At 41.9% G+C, this 18,762-nt stretch carries 18 protein-coding genes; 10 read left to right on the forward strand and 8 right to left on the reverse strand.

Annotation, left to right across the window (positions count from 1 at the left end; translation table 11 throughout):
• The first annotated feature begins 122 nt into the window (after positions 1-122).
• Genes ABS301_RS08260 through ABS301_RS08285 form a run of 6 tightly spaced genes read left to right on the forward strand, consistent with a single transcriptional unit; the run spans position 123 to position 4,804 of the window.
• Positions 123-656, forward strand: a complete 534-nt coding sequence (locus ABS301_RS08260) for a helix-turn-helix domain-containing protein (RefSeq protein ID WP_349671768.1) — start codon at positions 123-125, stop codon at positions 654-656.
• A 16-nt stretch (positions 657-672) separates the two neighbouring features.
• On the forward strand, positions 673-1,749 hold the full coding sequence (locus ABS301_RS08265) for an ABC transporter ATP-binding protein (RefSeq protein ID WP_349671769.1): 1,077 nt from the start codon (positions 673-675) through the stop codon (positions 1,747-1,749).
• Entirely contained in the window at positions 1,742-2,554 is an 813-nt protein-coding gene (locus ABS301_RS08270; RefSeq protein WP_349669909.1) for an ABC transporter permease, read from the forward strand. Before ABS301_RS08265 ends, ABS301_RS08270 begins: the two co-directional genes overlap by 8 nt.
• Complete coding sequence (locus ABS301_RS08275; protein WP_349671983.1) at positions 2,554-3,342, forward strand: ABC transporter permease; 789 nt, start codon at positions 2,554-2,556, stop codon at positions 3,340-3,342. The genes ABS301_RS08270 and ABS301_RS08275 overlap by 1 nt, the downstream gene beginning before the upstream one ends.
• A 15-nt stretch (positions 3,343-3,357) precedes the next feature.
• Positions 3,358-4,455: an ABC transporter substrate-binding protein gene (locus tag ABS301_RS08280; protein ID WP_349671770.1), complete on the forward strand. Its 1,098-nt coding sequence runs from the start codon at positions 3,358-3,360 to the stop codon at positions 4,453-4,455.
• Positions 4,456-4,480: 25 nt separating this feature from the next.
• Positions 4,481-4,804, forward strand: coding sequence for a DUF1622 domain-containing protein (locus tag ABS301_RS08285; RefSeq protein ID WP_349671771.1), 324 nt, complete (start codon positions 4,481-4,483; stop codon positions 4,802-4,804).
• A 234-nt stretch (positions 4,805-5,038) separates the two neighbouring features.
• Here ABS301_RS08285 and ABS301_RS08290 read toward each other — a convergent pair whose 3' ends face one another.
• From ABS301_RS08290 to ABS301_RS08305, 4 genes are all read right to left on the reverse strand, one after another.
• Positions 5,039-5,887, reverse strand: a complete 849-nt coding sequence (locus tag ABS301_RS08290) for a Dam family site-specific DNA-(adenine-N6)-methyltransferase (RefSeq protein ID WP_349671772.1) — start codon at positions 5,885-5,887, stop codon at positions 5,039-5,041.
• A complete protein-coding gene (locus tag ABS301_RS08295; RefSeq protein ID WP_349671773.1) occupies positions 5,878-6,930 on the reverse strand; it encodes a DNA adenine methylase in 1,053 nt (350 codons plus the stop codon). The genes ABS301_RS08290 and ABS301_RS08295 overlap by 10 nt, the downstream gene beginning before the upstream one ends.
• 110 nt (positions 6,931-7,040) lie before the next feature.
• On the reverse strand, positions 7,041-8,006 hold the full coding sequence (locus tag ABS301_RS08300; protein ID WP_349671774.1) for a GGDEF domain-containing protein: 966 nt from the start codon (positions 8,004-8,006) through the stop codon (positions 7,041-7,043).
• Between the two features lie 15 nt (positions 8,007-8,021).
• On the reverse strand, positions 8,022-9,671 hold the full coding sequence (locus tag ABS301_RS08305) for a methyl-accepting chemotaxis protein (protein ID WP_349671775.1): 1,650 nt from the start codon (positions 9,669-9,671) through the stop codon (positions 8,022-8,024).
• A 346-nt stretch (positions 9,672-10,017) separates the two neighbouring features.
• On the opposite strand from ABS301_RS08305, the gene ABS301_RS08310 reads away from it, so the two are divergent.
• Both ABS301_RS08310 and ABS301_RS08315 read left to right on the forward strand, forming a co-directional pair.
• Positions 10,018-10,632 (forward strand): recombinase family protein, encoded by a 615-nt coding sequence (locus tag ABS301_RS08310; RefSeq protein ID WP_349671776.1) that lies wholly within the window; start codon positions 10,018-10,020, stop codon positions 10,630-10,632.
• A 46-nt stretch (positions 10,633-10,678) separates the two neighbouring features.
• Positions 10,679-11,071 carry a metal-dependent transcriptional regulator gene (locus ABS301_RS08315; RefSeq protein WP_349671777.1) on the forward strand — a complete coding sequence of 131 codons (393 nt, stop codon included), beginning with the start codon at positions 10,679-10,681 and terminating at the stop codon, positions 11,069-11,071.
• Positions 11,072-11,115: 44 nt separating this feature from the next.
• Here ABS301_RS08315 and ABS301_RS08320 read toward each other — a convergent pair whose 3' ends face one another.
• Entirely contained in the window at positions 11,116-12,984 is a 1,869-nt protein-coding gene (locus tag ABS301_RS08320; RefSeq protein WP_349671778.1) for a heavy metal translocating P-type ATPase, read from the reverse strand.
• 250 nt (positions 12,985-13,234) lie between these two features.
• Here ABS301_RS08320 and ABS301_RS08325 point away from each other — a divergent pair, with 250 nt between their 5' ends.
• Together ABS301_RS08325 and ABS301_RS08330 are read left to right on the forward strand one after the other, a co-directional pair.
• The gene (locus ABS301_RS08325) at positions 13,235-14,206 is read left to right on the forward strand and encodes a serine hydrolase domain-containing protein (RefSeq protein WP_349671779.1); all 972 of its coding nucleotides are present in this window, start codon (positions 13,235-13,237) and stop codon (positions 14,204-14,206) included.
• 19 nt (positions 14,207-14,225) lie between these two features.
• Positions 14,226-15,101: an effector binding domain-containing protein gene (locus ABS301_RS08330; RefSeq protein ID WP_349671780.1), complete on the forward strand. Its 876-nt coding sequence runs from the start codon at positions 14,226-14,228 to the stop codon at positions 15,099-15,101.
• Between the two features lie 42 nt (positions 15,102-15,143).
• Here the strand turns inward: ABS301_RS08330 and ABS301_RS08335 are convergent, their stop codons facing one another.
• The 3 genes from ABS301_RS08335 to ABS301_RS08345 form a co-directional block, all read right to left on the reverse strand.
• A complete protein-coding gene (locus tag ABS301_RS08335; protein WP_104434186.1) occupies positions 15,144-15,419 on the reverse strand; it encodes a metal-sensing transcriptional repressor in 276 nt (91 codons plus the stop codon).
• A gap of 88 nt (positions 15,420-15,507) precedes the next feature.
• Entirely contained in the window at positions 15,508-16,413 is a 906-nt protein-coding gene (locus tag ABS301_RS08340; RefSeq protein WP_349671781.1) for a helix-turn-helix transcriptional regulator, read from the reverse strand.
• A 101-nt stretch (positions 16,414-16,514) separates the two neighbouring features.
• Positions 16,515-18,683, reverse strand: coding sequence for a methyl-accepting chemotaxis protein (locus ABS301_RS08345; RefSeq protein ID WP_349671782.1), 2,169 nt, complete (start codon positions 18,681-18,683; stop codon positions 16,515-16,517).
• Positions 18,684-18,762 lie beyond the last annotated feature (79 nt).

Consider the following 18,762-nt stretch of genomic DNA (forward strand, 5'->3'; position numbering starts at 1 on the left):
ACATGGAAAAACAAGTATAATGTATCTTGCTGCGTGTTTATTATTACTAAACTTTATAGTTATATTTATCGTCAGTTAGTATAAGTAAACTTTCAGCTTAACATAATAAGAAGGAGGAGCAAATGGATATCGGTACAAAATTAAAGGAACTGCGCGTATTAAAAGGACTGACTCAGGAAGAACTGGCTGACCGCGCGGAACTGTCAAAGGGATTTATATCTCAGCTGGAAAGGGACTTAACCTCCCCCTCCATTGCAACTCTTATGGATATTTTACAGTGTCTGGGTACCTCCATCGGAGAGTTTTTTAACGAAAGCCGGGAAGAGCAGATCGTATTTGGCAAAACCGACTATTTTGAAAAACACGACGCAGATTTGAAAAATGAAATCAAGTGGATTATTCCAAACGCACAGAAAAATATGATGGAACCCATCCTGCTGACCCTGGAGTCAGAAGGACAGACTTATCCGGACAATCCACACGAAGGAGAAGAATTCGGGTATGTACTGCAGGGAAGCATTTCCATTCATATAGGAAATAAAACATATAAAGCAAAAAAAGGGGAATCCTTTTACTTTATACCAGATAAAAAACATTACTTAAGCAGCAAGGCAGGTGCTTCCTTAATCTGGGTAAGTTCACCTCCAAGCTTTTAACAGGAGGATAAAGCTCATGGGTCAGTCACTCATTGATTTACGAAATATATCAAAAAGCTTTGACGGAACTATAGTTCTTGATGATTTAAATCTCTCCGTAAAGGAGAACACATTTGTTACATTACTGGGTCCAAGCGGCTGCGGAAAGACCACCACACTTCGTATTATCGGAGGCTTTGAGAGCCCCAGCAAAGGCGAGGTTATCTTTGACGGCCAGAACATCACCAATCTCCCGCCCAATAAAAGACAACTGAATACAGTCTTTCAGAAGTATGCTCTTTTCACCCATATGTCCATTGCGGAAAACATTGCATTTGGTTTGAAAATCAAGAATAAATCCAAAATTTATATTCAGGATAAGATTAAATACGCCTTAAAGCTGGTAAACTTAGACGGTTTTGAAAACCGCAGCGTCAGTTCCTTAAGCGGCGGACAGCAGCAGCGAATCGCCATTGCAAGAGCTATCGTCAACGAACCAAGAGTTCTGCTGCTTGATGAGCCGTTAGGCGCACTGGATTTAAAACTTCGTCAGGATATGCAGTATGAGCTGATCCGTTTGAAAAATGAGCTTGGCATTACCTTTATTTATGTAACCCATGATCAGGAAGAGGCTCTGACCATGTCAGATACCATAGTCGTTATGAATCAGGGCTATATTCAGCAGATGGGCTCTCCGGAAAACATCTACAATGAACCAGAGAACGCATTTGTGGCTGACTTTATCGGGGAAAGTAACATTGTACCGGGAATTATGTTAAGAGATGAGCTGGTTGAAATATTTGGTGCCAAATTTGCCTGTGTAGATAAAGGATTCGGTTCCAATGCTCCTGTTGATGTAGTCATCAGACCGGAAGACATCGACCTGGTTGCTCCGGAAAACGGCAGACTTGAGGGCGTTGTTACACATTTAATCTTTAAAGGCGTTCATTACGAAATGGAAGTTACTTCACCGGACGGATTTGAATGGCTGGTTCACAGTACGGACTTATTCCCAGTTGGACAAAAAGTAGGTCTTCATGTGGATCCTTTTGATATCCAGATCATGAACAAGCCGGCTTCAGAGGATGAGGAGGCCGTGGGAGTCAATGAATAAGAAATTATTGTCCGGACCGTATCTGATGTGGATGATTGGTTTCATTCTGATTCCACTTGCACTGATCGTATTTTACGGACTCACTGACAAGAGCGGAGCTTTCACACTTTCCAATGTTCTTTCTATTTCTACAGAGGAACATGCGAAGGCATTGTGGCTCTCTCTGGGTTTATCCCTTTTAAGTACTGTTTTATGCCTGGTATTAGCTTATCCTCTTGCGATGATTCTCCGCACCAGAGGAATGGGCCAGGGAAGCTTTATCGTATTTATTTTTATCCTTCCCATGTGGATGAATTTTCTTCTTCGTACTCTTGCATGGCAGACGCTTTTGGAGAAGAACGGTGTGATTAACGGAATTCTATCCACACTCCACCTGCCAAATCAGGGACTTATCAACACTCCGGGAGCCATTATCCTTGGTATGGTATATAACTTCCTTCCATTCATGGTTCTTCCGATTTATAATGTGCTGATGAAAATTGATGACAATGTAGTAAACGCAGCAAGAGACTTAGGCGCTAATTCCCTCCAGGTGCTCATTCGGATTCTGCTTCCTTTAAGCATACCTGGAATCGTAAGCGGCATCACCATGGTTTTCGTTCCTGCACTTACCACCTTTGTTATCTCCAATATATTAGGCGGAAGCAAAATTCTTCTAATCGGTAATGTAATTGAGCAGGAATTTACAAAAGGGAGCAACTGGAACTTAGGCTCCGGCCTTTCTCTGGTCCTTATGATATTTATTTTAATCAGCATGGCGCTCATTGCCAAGTATGATAAAAATGGGGAGGGAACGGTACTGTGATAAATAGAAAAACAGCTTTTATCAAACGTTTTTTCCAGGATTTTTACCTGGTTCTTATTGTGGTGTTTTTATATGCACCCATAGCAACCATGACAGTGCTGTCTTTTAACAATTCAAAATCCCGTACCCAATGGGGAGGTTTTACTACCAAATGGTACACAGAATTGTTTTCCAGCAGCACGATTATGGAGGCACTTTATACTACCCTGCTGATTGCATTTGTATCGTCTCTGATTGCAGTTATTATCGGTACTGCAGCCGCCATTGCAATTAACAGCATGAAGCCGTTTCCCCGCTCTCTTCTCATGGGCATTACCAACATTCCCATGCTGAACGCGGATATTGTAACCGGAATCTCCCTGATGCTGGCATTCATCGCCTTTGGGATTTCTCTGGGATTTAAGACCATACTGATCGCACATATTACCTTTAATATTCCGTATGTCATATTAAGTGTCATGCCGAAGTTAAAGCAGACAGATAAAAGTACCTACGAGGCAGCCATGGACTTGGGAGCCACCTCAGTTTCCGCATTTTTCAAGGTAGTATTCCCGGATATTCTTCCAGGTGTACTTTCCGGATTTCTGCTGGCATTTACCATGTCACTTGATGATTTTATTATCACTCACTTTACAAAGGGTGCCGGTATTAATACATTATCGACTTTAATTTACAGTGAAGTACGCAGGGGAATTAAACCTTCCATGTATGCACTTTCCACGATTATCTTTTTAACGGTGCTGGTTCTTCTCTTAATCACAAACTTTGCACCAAAGCGAAAAAAATAACAGGAGATCATTAATATGAAAAAAAGAATTCAAATGGTTATGGCAATCAGCGCCCTCGCCCTGCTTTCCACTTCCCTGTTAAGCGGCTGTGGAAAATCACAGGCCAAGGCAGGAAGCAATGGTGAGGTTTATGTTTACAACTGGGGCGAATATATTGACGAATCCGTCATTGAGGAATTTGAAAAAGAAACAGGTATTAAGGTAGTATACGATTTATTCGAAACCAATGAAGAGATGTACCCGGTCATTGAGGCTGGCGGTGTCAAATACGATGCAATCTGCCCCTCTGACTATATGATTCAGAAGATGGCACAGAACAACCTTCTTGCAGAAATCAACTTTGACAACATTCCAAACTACAAGGAAATTGATCCCAAGTATTTGGAGATGTCAAAGAGCTTTGACCCGGAAAACAAGTATTCCATCCCCTACTCCTGGGGAACCGTGGGAATTCTTTACAATACCAAAATGGTGGCGAAAGAAGATATTCCTACCAAATGGTCTGATCTGTGGGATGAGAAATTCAAAGACAACATCCTGATGCAGGACAGTGTCCGGGATGCATTTATGGTAGCTTTAAAATCACTGGGATATTCCATGAACACCACCAACGAGCAGGAAATCAAAGAAGCAAAAGAGCTTTTAATCAAACAGAAGCCTCTGGTACAGGCTTATGTAATCGATCAGGTTCGTGATAAGATGATCGGTGGAGAAGCAGCTGTTGGCGTTATCTATTCCGGTGAAATGCTTTATATTCAGAACGAAGTTAAGGATCTTGGTCTTGATTATTCTCTGGAATATGTAATTCCGGAAGAGGGAACCAATCTCTGGCTGGATTCCTGGGTAATTCCTGCCAATGCTCCCAACAAGGAAAATGCGGAAAAGTGGATTAACTTCTTATGCCGTCCGGACATTGCAAAGAAAAACTTTGAATATATCACATATCCAACACCAAATAAAGGTGCTTTTGATCTGCTTGATCCGGAAGTGAAAAACAACAAGGCTTTATTCCCAGATGACAGCATGTTAAAGAACAGCGAAGTTTACAAGTACCTGGGAGACCAGTCAGACAGCCTTTATAACGAAGCCTGGAAAGAAGTAAAATCTAATTAATGAATACCAGACGGAGGGGGAACATATGGTAGGAAATCTGGAAATTTTGTTGCGGCAGGTGGTAGACATTGCAATTCTTCTCTTTGAATTCATGGGAGTAATTGTCATCATTGTATCGGGTATCAAAGGTATTATCAACTATGTCAAGCATAATCCTGCCATACGTCTGCATCTTGCCGAGGGTATGGCACTGGGACTGGAGTTTAAGCTTGGAAGTGAGATTTTAAGAACTGTTGTGGTTCGAGAGCTTTCTGAGGTTGCCCTGGTTGCTGCCATTATTGTTCTTCGGGCTGCACTCACCTTTTTGATCCATTGGGAGATTAAGGTGGAGAAAGAGGGCGATAAATGAAAATAAGCCCTATAAAATGATTAAGATACAAGTTATAAGTACTTAAAATCGCCAAACGAATAATATTTAATAGTTTGGCGATTTTTTGCAGTTACAGGAAATAATCATTTATTTAATGTTAATACTGATTAAGTTAATTATTTTATTCTTTAAACTTATCTTTATTTTTTATAAAAAGTCAGCAAAACAAAAAAAGCGGAGCCTCTGTGAAACGAATCAGAGCTTCCGCTTTTATTAATAATTTGTTATAAGTACTTCAACCGTAACTGCATCCCGTTCTTTAAACTGGTAATTACAATTGGAATAGGTTTTATCAATATAATGAATCTGATACTTCTTGCTCCATTCAATCAAAAGTTCATTGGAAAGTCCCTTATGATAAAATACATTTGACAAAGCAAACCGAATTCCAGTCTGATTCAGTTTATCAAGCAGCTCAAGCAGCTCCCGCTCTTCCTTTTCCTTCCAGTCTTTAAATCCCCGGTTACCATCGTTATAATTCCCAGTTGAAATCAGATAGGGAGGATCGCAGTAAACCAAATCCTCCGGTCCAAGTTTTAAATAATCCAGTTCTGTAAAGTCCCTGTTGGTGAACTGGATATTTTTCTGTTGAAGCGCCTGGCAAAACTGGGTTAAATTCTTTTCAATATTGTTGTTAAAAGAACTCCGGTTTCTCCCAAAAGGAGAATTAAATTCATGGCTGTTATTAAAACGGATCTGATGATTGAACGCATAGCAGGTCAGAACAAAGAGCTTAGTTAAATCACCGGTTTTGTTGTAATCTGACCGAAGCGCATAGTATCCGTCTTTATTCTGCTGGGTCAGTTGGTAGGTGTTAATGATTCCCCGGATCCGTTCCAGCAGCCTGTTGGTATCCGTAGCCTGAAACATCTGAAACATCTCAATCAAATAATGAATCTGATCATTACAGATAATTGTCTCGGCCTCTACATTAATTCCTACATTAAACCCGCCGGCAAATACATCCACAAACGTCCGGATATTGGCTGGAAACGCATGAAAAACAGAGTCCAGAATCTTAAACTTTCCTCCTGTGTAGTTCAGAGGACTTTTTATGTACATGGCGGCACCTGCTTTTCTATGTAAATCAAAAGCTCCTTTAAACGTTCCGTTTCTTTCACCTTACGGCTCTTGTACCTGCGGTAGGGGATCTCATACACATGATAGGTCTCTGGCTTTCCGTGTTTTTTCATAACTGCTTCTATCTCTTCCATCGACATCAGCCCGTCTGTACTGTAGCTCAGTATGATATGGCGGTATCTGGCATTGGAAATCAACTCTTCAAAGGCAGGAACTGCCTTGTTTTTCATGCAGAACTCAGATTTCTGTCCTTCCGCTTCCGGCCTTTGTCCGGTGACTCCCCGCACGCTTGGATAATCATATCTGGCAGCGGTTTCCAAAACATGATAATTTGAAAAATACTGTCTGGAATTGTAAGGAGGATCAATATAGAGAATATCGCCTTCCAGTCTTTTTAATAAGTCCGAACCATTTTCATTATAGCAGCGGTTTTCTTTTCCGTTATGTGTCACTGGCAGACGATATAGTTCAAAATGCTTATAACTTCTTCTCTCCCACGACTTATGAAAAGCACCATAGGTTCCAGACGTATTGGAAACAAAAGGGATTCCCTCTACAATACAGGCTACCAGATAAAAATACTCCTCTTCACTTAACAAACCGGCTGCTTTCCAGTCCTCTACGGTACAGCGTGCAAAGTCTATGCGAAGAGCATTGTCATCATTTAAATACATCCGGCCGCCCACAGGCGCATACGTATTCTGGAAAAAACGCCGTTCCACCGGCAATTCTTCCATCTCTTTTTTCTCTATCCCGTTAAAATAATCCAGTGGATCTTCAATTCCTGTTTCTGACTGCAAACAGGTAAACTCCGGCATCTGGTCGTTCTCAACAGTTGCCCGCTGAAGCACATAAGAAAAATACAGCAGGTCATTGGAACAGACCTGATACCACTGTTTAAAATATCTGGCAACCGCAGCGGTTCCAGAAAATATATCACAGAAGCTTTTCGCTTCCGGCGCTTTTTCATCTATTACATACTTAATCTGGTCCAGCAGCAGTGTCTTGCTTCCAATAAATCTCATTCTTTTCTTGCTCCCATTTCATTTTACCTGCCTATCATTATAATGTAAAACTACAAAAAACACAAGAAAAGATACGCCTGTCCTCTGCTGCTTTCGAAAGACCTCTTTTTTTACTTACGCATCCGTTTATATTGATACATTTTTTCATCAGCTATCTTTATAGCAGTCTCAGGTAGCAGATTCATTTCCTTTTTAATGCAGACAATTCCATAACTGAAAGACATGGAATAACCGACCGGATTTGTTGCCAGGTTATGATTAACTTCGGCTAACCGTTTCTCAGCCTCTTCTTCTGTTATTCCACGGTAGAGAATTACAAATTCATCTCCCCCAAAGCGGCATATAAAATCCCCCTGATTAACAGACTCTTTTAATTTCCGTGAAACACATGTTAAATACTGATCTCCGTTTAGGTGACCAAATTGATCATTGATCGTTTTTAATCCATCCAGATCAATCATACACAAGGCAAATAAAGGCTCCGCTTTCATATACTCATCGATGGTGCTGATACAGCATCTCCGATTATTAAGTCCGGTCAGCTCATCTTTATACGCCATTATTTCCAGATGAGCCTCTGTTTCTTTCTGAAATGTCACATCAGTAATTAAATGAATGACTGCTCTCGTATCTTCCCATTGCACCCGGTGGGATTCTACCTGAAAGAATTTTTCCTTTTTGCATTGATACTCAAATTTTTGTTTGTCTTCTATTTTATCTGGAGATTGAAGCCGGTTCATCAATCCGCATGCCTCTCCGCAAATAAACTGTCCGGTCTCCTCATTACAAAACCGATTTTTCACAAGATCGTTGGTATAAAGGATTTTGCCTGTCTCCTCCTCTGTTACAACAACCCAATCCTTCAGACTGTTAATGATAGCCAGTAACAGGGAATTTAATCCACGGCTTCTAGTTACCTGCTGGTTCATTTTCAACATATATCTGGAAAGACAGGAAATGGTATCCTGAAGTTCCTTGTAAACCGGAGTATCACCCTCCAGCTGTCCCGTTACAGGTTTATTTGTAATAATACTCTGAATCTGCCCAAGAAGAACATGAGCATCTTTTTCCGTCATTTACTACACCTTCAATCATGAGTTTGCACTTGTTTTCAGTTTAAACTGGCTTATCAGGCTCATCATTACCTCCGCCTGACTGTTTAACTCCTCACTTGCTGCAGCACTTTCCTCTGAAGTCGCGGAATTCGACTGAACAACGAAAGAAATCTGATCCATTCCCCGGGAAATTTCCGTTACCGACAGGGACTGTTTTTCCGATGCTTCAGCAATTTTTCCTACCATGCTGATAATGGTATTGGCATGCTCTGCCACCTCAGCAAATGCCTGACTTGTACTTGAGGCGTATGTTTCTCCCTGACGAATGGTTGCTATGGAATTTTCTATAAGAGCTGAAATATTCTTAGCCGCTTCCGCGGATCCCTGAGACAGCTTTCTGATCTCATCTGCGACGACTGCAAAACCTGCGCCTGCACTTCCTGCTCTGGCCGCCTCAATTGCCGCATTTAAAGCAAGAAGATTTGTCTCAGCAGCAATTGAATTAATCGTCTCTATTATCTCTGTAATATGTTCTGAAACTTCCGATATGTTGCCTATGGCATTTTTAAGATGTTCCATTTCAACAAGGCTTTCTCTTACTGTCTGCTCCGCCTGGTTTCCTATGGTATCCACATTCTGGGCATACTGGGCGCTATCCTTTGCCTGTGCCTGCACCTGCGCTATTGCTGCAGACAGTTCCTCTACACTGCTGGCCTGCTCTGCGGCCCCCTGTGCAAGACTTTGAGAAGCGGCAGAAACCTGTTCTGCTCCCGTGGAAACCTGTTCATACCCCTGTTTTATTTCAGACAGAGTATGATTCATCTGATTCTGGAAAAATTCGATTGATTTCTGTATGTTATAAAAATCTCCTTCAAACTCTATGGAGCATTCACATGCAAAATTTCCATTGGCAAACTGAGACATGGCATAATCAATTGCCTTTATGTAGTCTTTAATTGCCAAAACAGAATCATCCAGGGAATTGCCTAAATCTCCTACTTCATTTGTAAGGCGGTTTGTAAATGACACATCCAGTAAGCCTGCCTTTAGTTTTTTACATTCCTCCTGAAGCCTGAGTATGGGACTGACAATATGGCGGCTGACATAACGGAACGTCAAAATCAAAAGTATAAATGTAATTATTAATACAGCAGCACACATTGCCACTCCCTTAAAAATGGTAATTTTCATGTTTTTAAGCTGCTGGTCAATATTGGCCTGCTTTTGTACCTTTGCAGAATCAAGTAACTGAACTAACTGCTCAATTTTTACATTAACACCGTTTTTCTCCAGTTCAATTGCTGCACTCTTATTGGTTTTCTCCAGATCCAGCACCTGGTCGGCAAGTTCATGAATCTCTTTATGCAGCGGCTCAGCCTTTGTATAAAATTCAGCCATATCCTGTGAATTCTTTACTTTGTCACTGTATAGATACTTTCCAAAATCACACTTGGTTTCATCCTTTTGACCTGTAAATTCCGTTCCGTAATTTAATGAATTGCTTAAATTGCTCCCCCATTTGTAGTGAGCGGTCTGGGCAGACAAAAGCAATTCTTTCTCTTCATAACATTCCGAAATCAACCCATTTACCTTATTAATGGACTGAAAACTTAAGGTTACAGAAATTACCATAATAAGTACTGAAACAGTAATTGCAAAAAAATGCAGTATAAATGCCTTCTTCATCGAGGTTCTTTTCATAGTTTTGTACCGGATATATGCCGGTCCCCCTTTCATTGTTACTTAATACCGTTATATTCGTCTTATTTTCGATTAATATAACCGTTGTACCATGAATTTTATTGTCAAAAAGGTGTACCTTTCTATATCGACACCCAAAATCTCCTTTCTGCTATATTTTTGTTGAAATATGTCGAAGTTTTTATTATAATATATTATGGTTAATTATACTAATTTAACAAGCATAAAGTATTGCCGAAAAGGTACACCTTTTTAGCAATACTTTATGCTTGTCTCATTTTAAAATCTACTCTTTCTGCCATAATAGAAAAGACAGGAGGTCAAATAATATATGAATAATTTCTATGGTTACGTCAGAGTATCTACGCTTGATCAGAACGTTGAACGGCAGCTGGTAGAGTTGATTAAATGGGGAGTTTTAGAGAAAAATATTTACTGTGATAAATTGTCGGGAAAAGATTTTAACCGGCCCCAGTACCAGAAATTGAAACGGAAATTGAAAGAGGGCGATGTACTGGTCGTCAAAAGTCTGGACCGCCTTGGAAGAAATTATGAAGACATTCAGAAAGAATGGAGAGATATCGTTAAAATCACAAAGGCAGACATCGTGATTATTGACATGCCAATTCTAGATACACGGACCAATAAGGATTTAATAGGAACGCTGATCTCTGATATTGTCTTACAGCTGCTTTCTTATGTAGCCCAGGCGGAAAGAGAAAATATCAGACAAAGGCAGGCAGAAGGAATTGCCATAGCAAAAGCACAGGGAAAGCATCTGGGGAGATATCCTTCCCCCCTTCCAGATGAATTCTTTCCTATATATGAAAAATGGCTGAACCGGGAATACTCTTTGCGATCCGCCAGCAATGAACTGGGAATCTCCATCAGTCAGTTCCGTACCATGATAAAAAAGCATGAAAAAGGAATGGATAACCTGACTTGAAAATACAAGCCTGTTTGTGTTACAATAAACAGATACAAAAAGAACATTGAAAGAAGGTGCTGTTACGAAAATACAGGAATCTGCTGAAAATTATCTGGAAGCAATTTTAATGCTGCATAAACGCAACGGATATGTACGCTCAATTGATATAGCCGGTGAGTTGGAATTTTCCAAACCCAGCGTCAGTGTGGCAATGAAGAATCTTCGCGAGAATGGTTTTATCGATATGGATGAAAACGGACATATAACGCTGTTGGAAAAGGGGCAGGAAATCGCTGAGCGGATGTACGAGCGCCACACCTTCCTGTCGGACTGGCTTATGGCTCTGGGCGTCGAGCGTAAGATCGCATTAGAGGATGCATGCCGGATTGAACATGTGATCAGTGCGGAAAGTTTTGCAGCAATTAAAGCCTTTGTAAACGTCAGACAAAAAGATTAATCGATAAGCAGCATTGAAAAGTCCGGCTTTCCAATGCTGCTTATTTATTTTGCACTCCATTTCAGAAGAAACGCTGAGTTAATGATTACTGCCAGGGATCCTGCATTATGTACCAGTGCGCCTACCACCGGATTTAATATCCCGGTTACCGCCAGTATAATAGCAGTAAAGTTTAAGAACATGGAAAAGAACAGATTATAATGTATGGTACTCATCATCTTTTTTGACAGAGCCAGAAGATGGGGGATTTCTTTTATATCATCGCTCACCAGGGCAATATCTGCGGCTTCCACTGCTATATCACTGCCGATCCCGCCCATGGCTATTCCGACAAAAGCACGTTTTAAAGCCGGGGCATCATTGATACCATCGCCGATCATGCAAACCCGTTTCTTTTCTTCCTCATAGGTATTCACCCAATTGAGTTTATCTTCAGGCAGACACTCTGCATGAATCTCCATAATCCCAAGCTGACCAGCAATATGCATGGCTGCGCTTTTATGATCCCCGGTAAGCAGAACAGGTTCCGAACCAATTTCTTTAATTCGTCCAATCACCTCACCTGCTTCCTTTCTGATGGTATCCGATAATGCAAGAAAACCAGCAGGAATAATGCCTTCCGAAAGATAGATAACTGTGCAGCCCTGATTAAGATAAAATTCTGCCTCTCTTCTATGCCATTCTTCCATGAGAATTCCATTTTCAGACAAAAGCTCCGGAGTACCAGCCAGAATTTTCTTTCCATTTACAACAGACTTAACACCCCGTCCGGGAATCATCTCAAATTCATCTGCGGGCATCACATCCTTTTTCTTTTGCTCTTTCAATGAGCGGACCACGGCTTTCCCCAGCGGGTGTTCCGAGCGGGACTCTGCCGCTGCTGCCAGCTCAAATATTTCATCCTCCCCATACTCTTTTGTAAAGCTGACTGCAGACACCACCTGAGGAGTCCCATAGGTCAGAGTACCAGTCTTGTCAAAGGTCAGTTTGCTGACTGCAGACAAACGTTCCAGTGCATCTCCCTCCCTGACCAGGAAGCCGTGCTTAGTCGCATTGCCTATTGCCGCCATAATTGCTGTTGGGGTAGCCAGAACAAGTGCGCAGGGACAGAATACAACCAGTATGGTGACGGCTCGCATCGGCTCGCCTGTAAAAAACCAGGTCATCAAGGCAGTTGCCAGAGCAATCACCACAATCCACGTTGCCCATCGGTCCGCAACGCCCACTATTTTAGCCTTTCGTGCATCTGCAGACTGAACCAGACGTATCATTCTCTGTATGGAACTGTCCTCTCCTACCCTGGTTGCCTCCATATCAAAGGAACCAAACTGATTGACTGTGCCACTGGAGACCTCATCTCCCGGTCCTTTGTCCACAGGAAGGGATTCCCCCGTCATAACAGCCTGATTCACAGAGGTTCTTCCAGTTGTGATGACTCCGTCTGCAGGAACCGTCTCTCCCGGTAATACACGAAGAAGATCTCCCTTTAATACCTCTTCTGCCGGAATAATCGTCTCTAGCGCCCCTTTCAGCCTCCTGGCTGTACGGGGGGTTAAATGAACCAGTTTTTCAATCCCATCTCTTGCTCTTTTTACTGTAAAATCTTCAAGAAATGCCCCCAACTGCATAATGAAAGCAATTTCTCCCGCAGCAAATATCTCCCCTGTTATGATAGAGGCAATCAGCGCAATGGATACCAGTACATCTGCTTTTATATCAAATTCAGTGATTAAACCAATGACTGCCTCCATAATAATTGGAATGCCACAAAGAAGAACTGCAATCCAGGCGGCATCAAAAGGTATTGGCGCCAAATCAAAAAAGCTGATAATAAGAGCAATCACAGAAACTACCAGACTCCCTTTTTCTTTCAAGGGCCCTCCCCACTCTAAAAACTTATTGATACGATTCATAATCCGCCTCCTTTTATACCTATAGGGGTATATGTACTTAACATAACCCAATATACCCCCATAGGTATCAATTGTCAAGCAGAAACCTGCATTTTCACTCCGATTGAAAAAAATACATATTCTGATATACTGTACTATAGCTGCATATGACACCGCTCCGCACAAAATGTCAGGCGGTTAAATCCGTTTTCCCGTAAGATAGTATCTGTGAAATCTAACGGATTATTGAAAAAGAAAGCGGGGAAACATCATGAACGATGGTATTGCTGGGTTAGAAAATATAATTGCAGCAGATTACAATAATATAGCTGGTATCGTTGTACAAAAAAAGGGGGAAGTTGTTTATGAACGTTATTTTGACGGCTATACCTCAGTGGATGCGGTTCACGTAATGTCGGTAACCAAAAGCATTGTAGCGGCACTGATTGGTATTGCCATTGATCAGGGTTATATACAAAGCCCTGATCAGAACGTTCTGGATTTTTTCCCAGCCTACAAGCTTAAGCGCGGGGAACAGACCATAAAGCAGGTCACCATAAAAAATATGCTTACCATGACTGCGCCATACAAATATAAGTCGGAACCTTATACAAAGGTCTATTCCAGTGATGACTGGACTAAATCTGCCCTGGATTTATTGGGAGGTAAATCTGGTTTAACCGGAGAATTTAAGTATTCCACCGTTGGTACACAGATTTTATCCGGAATTCTAGTAAACTCCACAGGCAAATCCGTACTTGATTTTGCAGTAGAAAATCTGTTTACACCACTGGGCATAACAATTCCCGGTAATACGATAATCAGAAATAAAGAGGAGCATCTTGCCTTTCTATATAGCAGATCTGTAAACGGCTGGGTGGTTGATCCAAAGGGTGTGAACACAGCCGGGTGGGGACTTTGCCTTACTCCACGGGATATGGCAAAGATCGGACAGCTTTATTTAAACGGCGGCAGCTATGAAGGCAGGGAAATTCTATCACAAAAATGGATTGAAGAATGCACGAAAGTAAGGAACCGTTGGGGAGATTTTTTATATGGTTATTTATGGTGGATTACAGACAGTGAGGGAGACCGTTGTTATGCTGCGATTGGTGACAGCGGAAACTTCATATTTGTTAATCCTGAAAAAAGTATTGTTGTAGCGATTGCGTCCCGGTTTGTACCAAATTTTAAAATACAGACTACACTGATTACCAGAGATATCATTCCACTATTTGAATAAAACAAGGGGAGAAACAAAGATGGATTGGATTAGCGGCATTCAAAAGGCAGTGGATTACGTGGAAGACCATATAACCACAGAACTGGATTTTAGTGAGATTGCAAAACAGGCATGTTCATCCAGCTTTCATTTTCAGCGGGTATTCGGAATACTATGCGGATTTACTCTGGGAGAATATATCCGTATGCGAAAGCTGACTCTGGCAGGATGTGAGCTGGCAGACACCAATACACGTATTCTCGATATTGCCGTAAAATATGGCTACGACACCCAGGAAAGCTTCAGCCGCGCTTTTACACGCTTTCATGGAGTGTCCCCTACCCAGGTGCGAAACGGTGCCAGTCTGAAATCATTTTCCCGTCTTTCTGTTAAGCTGATCCTGACTGGAGCCAATGTGACTGATTACAGGATTGAAAAGAGGAACGGCTTTCAAATGATTGGTAAACCCATGGAGGTATCCGGCAAAAATGAACTGACCTCCGCCAGAATATCTGAATTTTGGAAGCAATGCCGCATGGATGGAACAATTGGCGCGCTTGCCAGGTATATTTCTTCTGATACGATGTTTGGGAAAAACATAGCGGGAACAGGTTTTGGAAAAGATGCAGCAGATCCTGGCTGCCCTTACGCCATCGGGGTTTACTTTAACGGTACTCTGCCTGCAGAAAAAGATTTGATGGTATGGGACGTTCCGGCTCATACGTATGCCGTATTTCCGTGCATCGGTTCCATGCCGGATGCATTTACCAGACTGTATCAGCAAATCTACAGTGAGTTTTTCCCCGCCAGTGAATACAAGCCCTGCGGGGGTACGGACTTTGAAGTCTATCCATCCGATGATGTAAACAATCCAGACTATTCCTGCGAAATATGGGTGGCTGTGGAAAAAAAATAGCAGGGCCTCCGCTTTAACGGATGTCCTGCTTCTACGCATCAATTATGTCATATTGGCGAAACGCTCGACTGCTTTTGTAAAACTCTCAATGGTTTTATCGGCATCTCCATGCTCTATTCCATCTCTGACACAATGATTAATATGCCCCTCCAAAACTACCTGTCCAACCCGGTGCAGCGCAGATTTTGCTGCATTGATCTGGGCAAGCACGTCCTCACAGGGGACATCTTCATCTACCATACGGTCAATAGCCTGAACCTGACCAATGATCTTTTTTAAACGCCGATGCAGATTATCTGCATCCATACACTGTTTCATTTCGCACCTCCGGATACCATAAGGGGTATCTGTATATTATGATAGATTCTGTGGTCATTGTCAATATGGTGCCAGGTGATTCTATTTATCAATAAAGATTCTTAATCCGTTCCAGCAGATTTAAAAAATCCTTCTGGTATTCCACTGGTTCAATAATCCGCACGCAATCCCGGAATCCAAGCAGCCAGCCAAATAAAGACTCCTGATCCGACCAGCCAATATTTATTAATAACCTGCCGTCCGCATTTTCACTGAAGCTGTTCATGCCGAATTCCTCTATGAGCCTCCATTTCATGGATTTATCAAATTCTGCTGTTACCTCTACTCCATTGGTCCACTGAACTTTACGGGGATCCATATGGTAGAGAGGAATCTCCCTTTTTTCACAGTCCTCATTGGTGCATCGGATCTGATCCATCCGGTTTAATTTAAACATACGGAAATCATCTCTAAGCAGGCAATATCCCCAAACATACCAGGAAGACCATTCAAATATCAACAAACAGGGTTCTAATACCCGCGTGTTATCCCCACCAGGACCGTAATACTGAAACTCAATCTTCTTTTTTCTCTCGATTGCATCCTTAATCAGTTCAAATTTAGGCGGAAGGGATGACTGGTACCAGGAACTTAAATTAATGACAACCGGACCACTGGCACCTACATAATCATTACTGCCACAGGATAGCTTATCCATCAAAAGCTGATACCGGTTGCTTCCTGATACACTGTCCAGACTCTTTAACCCGGAAAGAATTGCCTGTATCTCCGCAGAGGTAAATAATGTCTTATCTACTTTATAGCCCTCGGCGATAGAAATCCCGCCATTTTTCCCCTGTTCTGTGACGATTGGTATTCCAGCCTTGCATAAATTCTCCACATCACGGTTTATGGTTCTTCTGGATACTTCGAACTTCTCAGCAAGATAAGGTGCTGTCACCTTTTCTTTTTGCAGTAATATGGATATGATTCCGATCAACCTGTCAATTTTCACCTCTGGCTCCCCCTTTTTTGCTATTATATCATGAACTCATCTGACACAAAACAAAAAATCAGCCGCAACATGTTTTTCTATCTTGCGGCTGATCGGATCAATTAATATTTTGCTGAGTCATGTATATAGGAAACTGGTAATACAGTCTCTTCTTTTTGTGCTGTTTCTTCCCAGGCTTGCGTATAATCCGGAAGTTCAGCTGTAGCTGCAGCTTCATAAAACACAGGTTCCTCTGCTGGCTGTGTGCATTCACCCTGAAGCCTGAATCGTTCAACTTCCTGTTTTAATACCTGAGCCTGAGCATCTAACTCTTCACTGGAAGCGGAGCTTTCTTCCGCCGTTGCAGCATTGGTCTGTACTACGGAAGACACCTGGTTGAGTCCCTGGTTAATCTGCTCGATTGCCTCTACCTGCTCATTGGAAGCAGCTGCAATCTCCTGAATGGTTCGTTCTACCTGTCCGGATTTCTCGGCAGCTGATTTTAAAATCCGGGTGGTTTCATAGGCAATCTTTGCTCCTTCTGATACAGTCTCTACTGAATGGCCGATGAGTTCTGCCGTCTGCTTGGCAGCCTCCGCCGATTTGCCGGCAAGATTACGGACCTCATCGGCAACAACTGCAAAGCCTTTCCCTGCTTCTCCGGCTCTGGCTGATTCCACCGCTGCATTGAGAGCCAGTATGTTGGTCTGGAATGCGATGTCCTCGATTACCTTGGTAATACTTGAAATTTTCTCTGAAGCCTGTCCAATTTCTTTCATGGAATGATCCAGTTTCTCCATATAAGCGTTGCCTTCGTCCATTCCGCTCACGGCCTGTCTTACGTATCCAGTAGCTTTTTGAACATTGTCCGCATTCTCCTGGGCACGGGTTGATACCCCGCTTACAGAAGCACTTAACTCCTCAACAGTTGCTGCCTGTTCGGCAGCCCCTGATGCAAGGGCCTGGGAAGCATCCGAAATCTGTTTGGATCCGTCTGCTACCCTGTCGGAGGATTCTTTGATCTTGGTAAATACAGAATTTAAGTTATATGTAATTCCGTTTAACGATTCTTTGATCTGTACAAAATCACCTTTATAATCCTGAGTTACCAAAACGGTACAATCTCCCTTTTCCAACCCGCTTAATACTGTGGAAATCTCATTGATATAATTATTTAGTGTATTAACTGTTCCCGTAAATGACTGGGAAAGAGATTCAAGTTCATCTCCGGTATTAATCTGAGGTACTTCGGAATGCAGATCTCCTTCATCAAGAGCTTTTATACGTTCTACCAGCTTTACAATTGGTTTAACGATCGGCCCTGCAATTCTGAATGCCATGCATAAAGATGCCAGAATCATCAAAACTGCCAGGATAATTGTTATAAAAAGCGACTGATAGAAACCATTCATCATCTCCGACTGTTCTGCTACTACTGCAATGGACCAGCCGTCAGAATTAGTAATTGGCGTATATCCCATTACCAGCGTTTTACCCCTTAAACGGGATGAGCGGATAGCGGTATTGCCTGCGACCATATCCTTAATATTATCGGAAGTTGCTGCAAAGGTCTTATCGGTTTTTCCCATCTCAATATAGTTGGTTTCATTGGTAACGGTAGCTCTGTCCTTATGGGCAACTACCTTTCCTTCTTTATCTACTATAAATCCATAACCTGATTTTCCAATGGATACTCCATCAATCATTTTGCTGAAGACATCCGCATCCAGGGTTCCTGTTACAACGCCATTGTACTGACCATTATTTATCTTAGCTGCAATCACCAGGACCGTTTTGCCCAGCTCCTCGTTTTTCATGGTGGTTGAAATATAGGTTTCTCCCTTCATTGCCCGGTTAAAAAACTCCAACTGGCTCATATCTGTCCCATTTGCTGCTTTTCCGTTCACATCCGCAGTTGTGACCTCCAGAAAACCGTAATCCTGCGCAAGCTTATCCATCGCATCTTTTCTTTGTTCTGCATTCTTATTCTGATTTGTAATAGAGGTGTATTGTGCAATGGCCTCAATCTTTATCTTATAAATATCAATAGCATTCTGAACAGACTGACTATAAGCTTCTGCAGACTCCATCAGTCTCATATCAGTGCTTTTTTTTGCATCACGGTAGAAAAGATAACCGTTAAAAAGTCCAAATAGGACGGAAATTGCGACACACATGGCGATGATGCCAAATAACAATCTTCCTTTTATGGATTTTTTCTTTCCCACCGAATCATTACCCTCATCTGATTTTTTAATGACCCTCTGAAATATCTTAATCCTTCCCGCCACAGCCATATCCTCCTACTCATCATTTACATTCTGGAAATAAATTGCATTTTTTGTAAAATATTTACAGCATTTAATTAAT

It is taken from the genome of Lacrimispora sp., assembly GCF_031982545.1.
Classification (GTDB): Bacteria; Bacillota; Clostridia; order Lachnospirales; family Lachnospiraceae; genus Lacrimispora.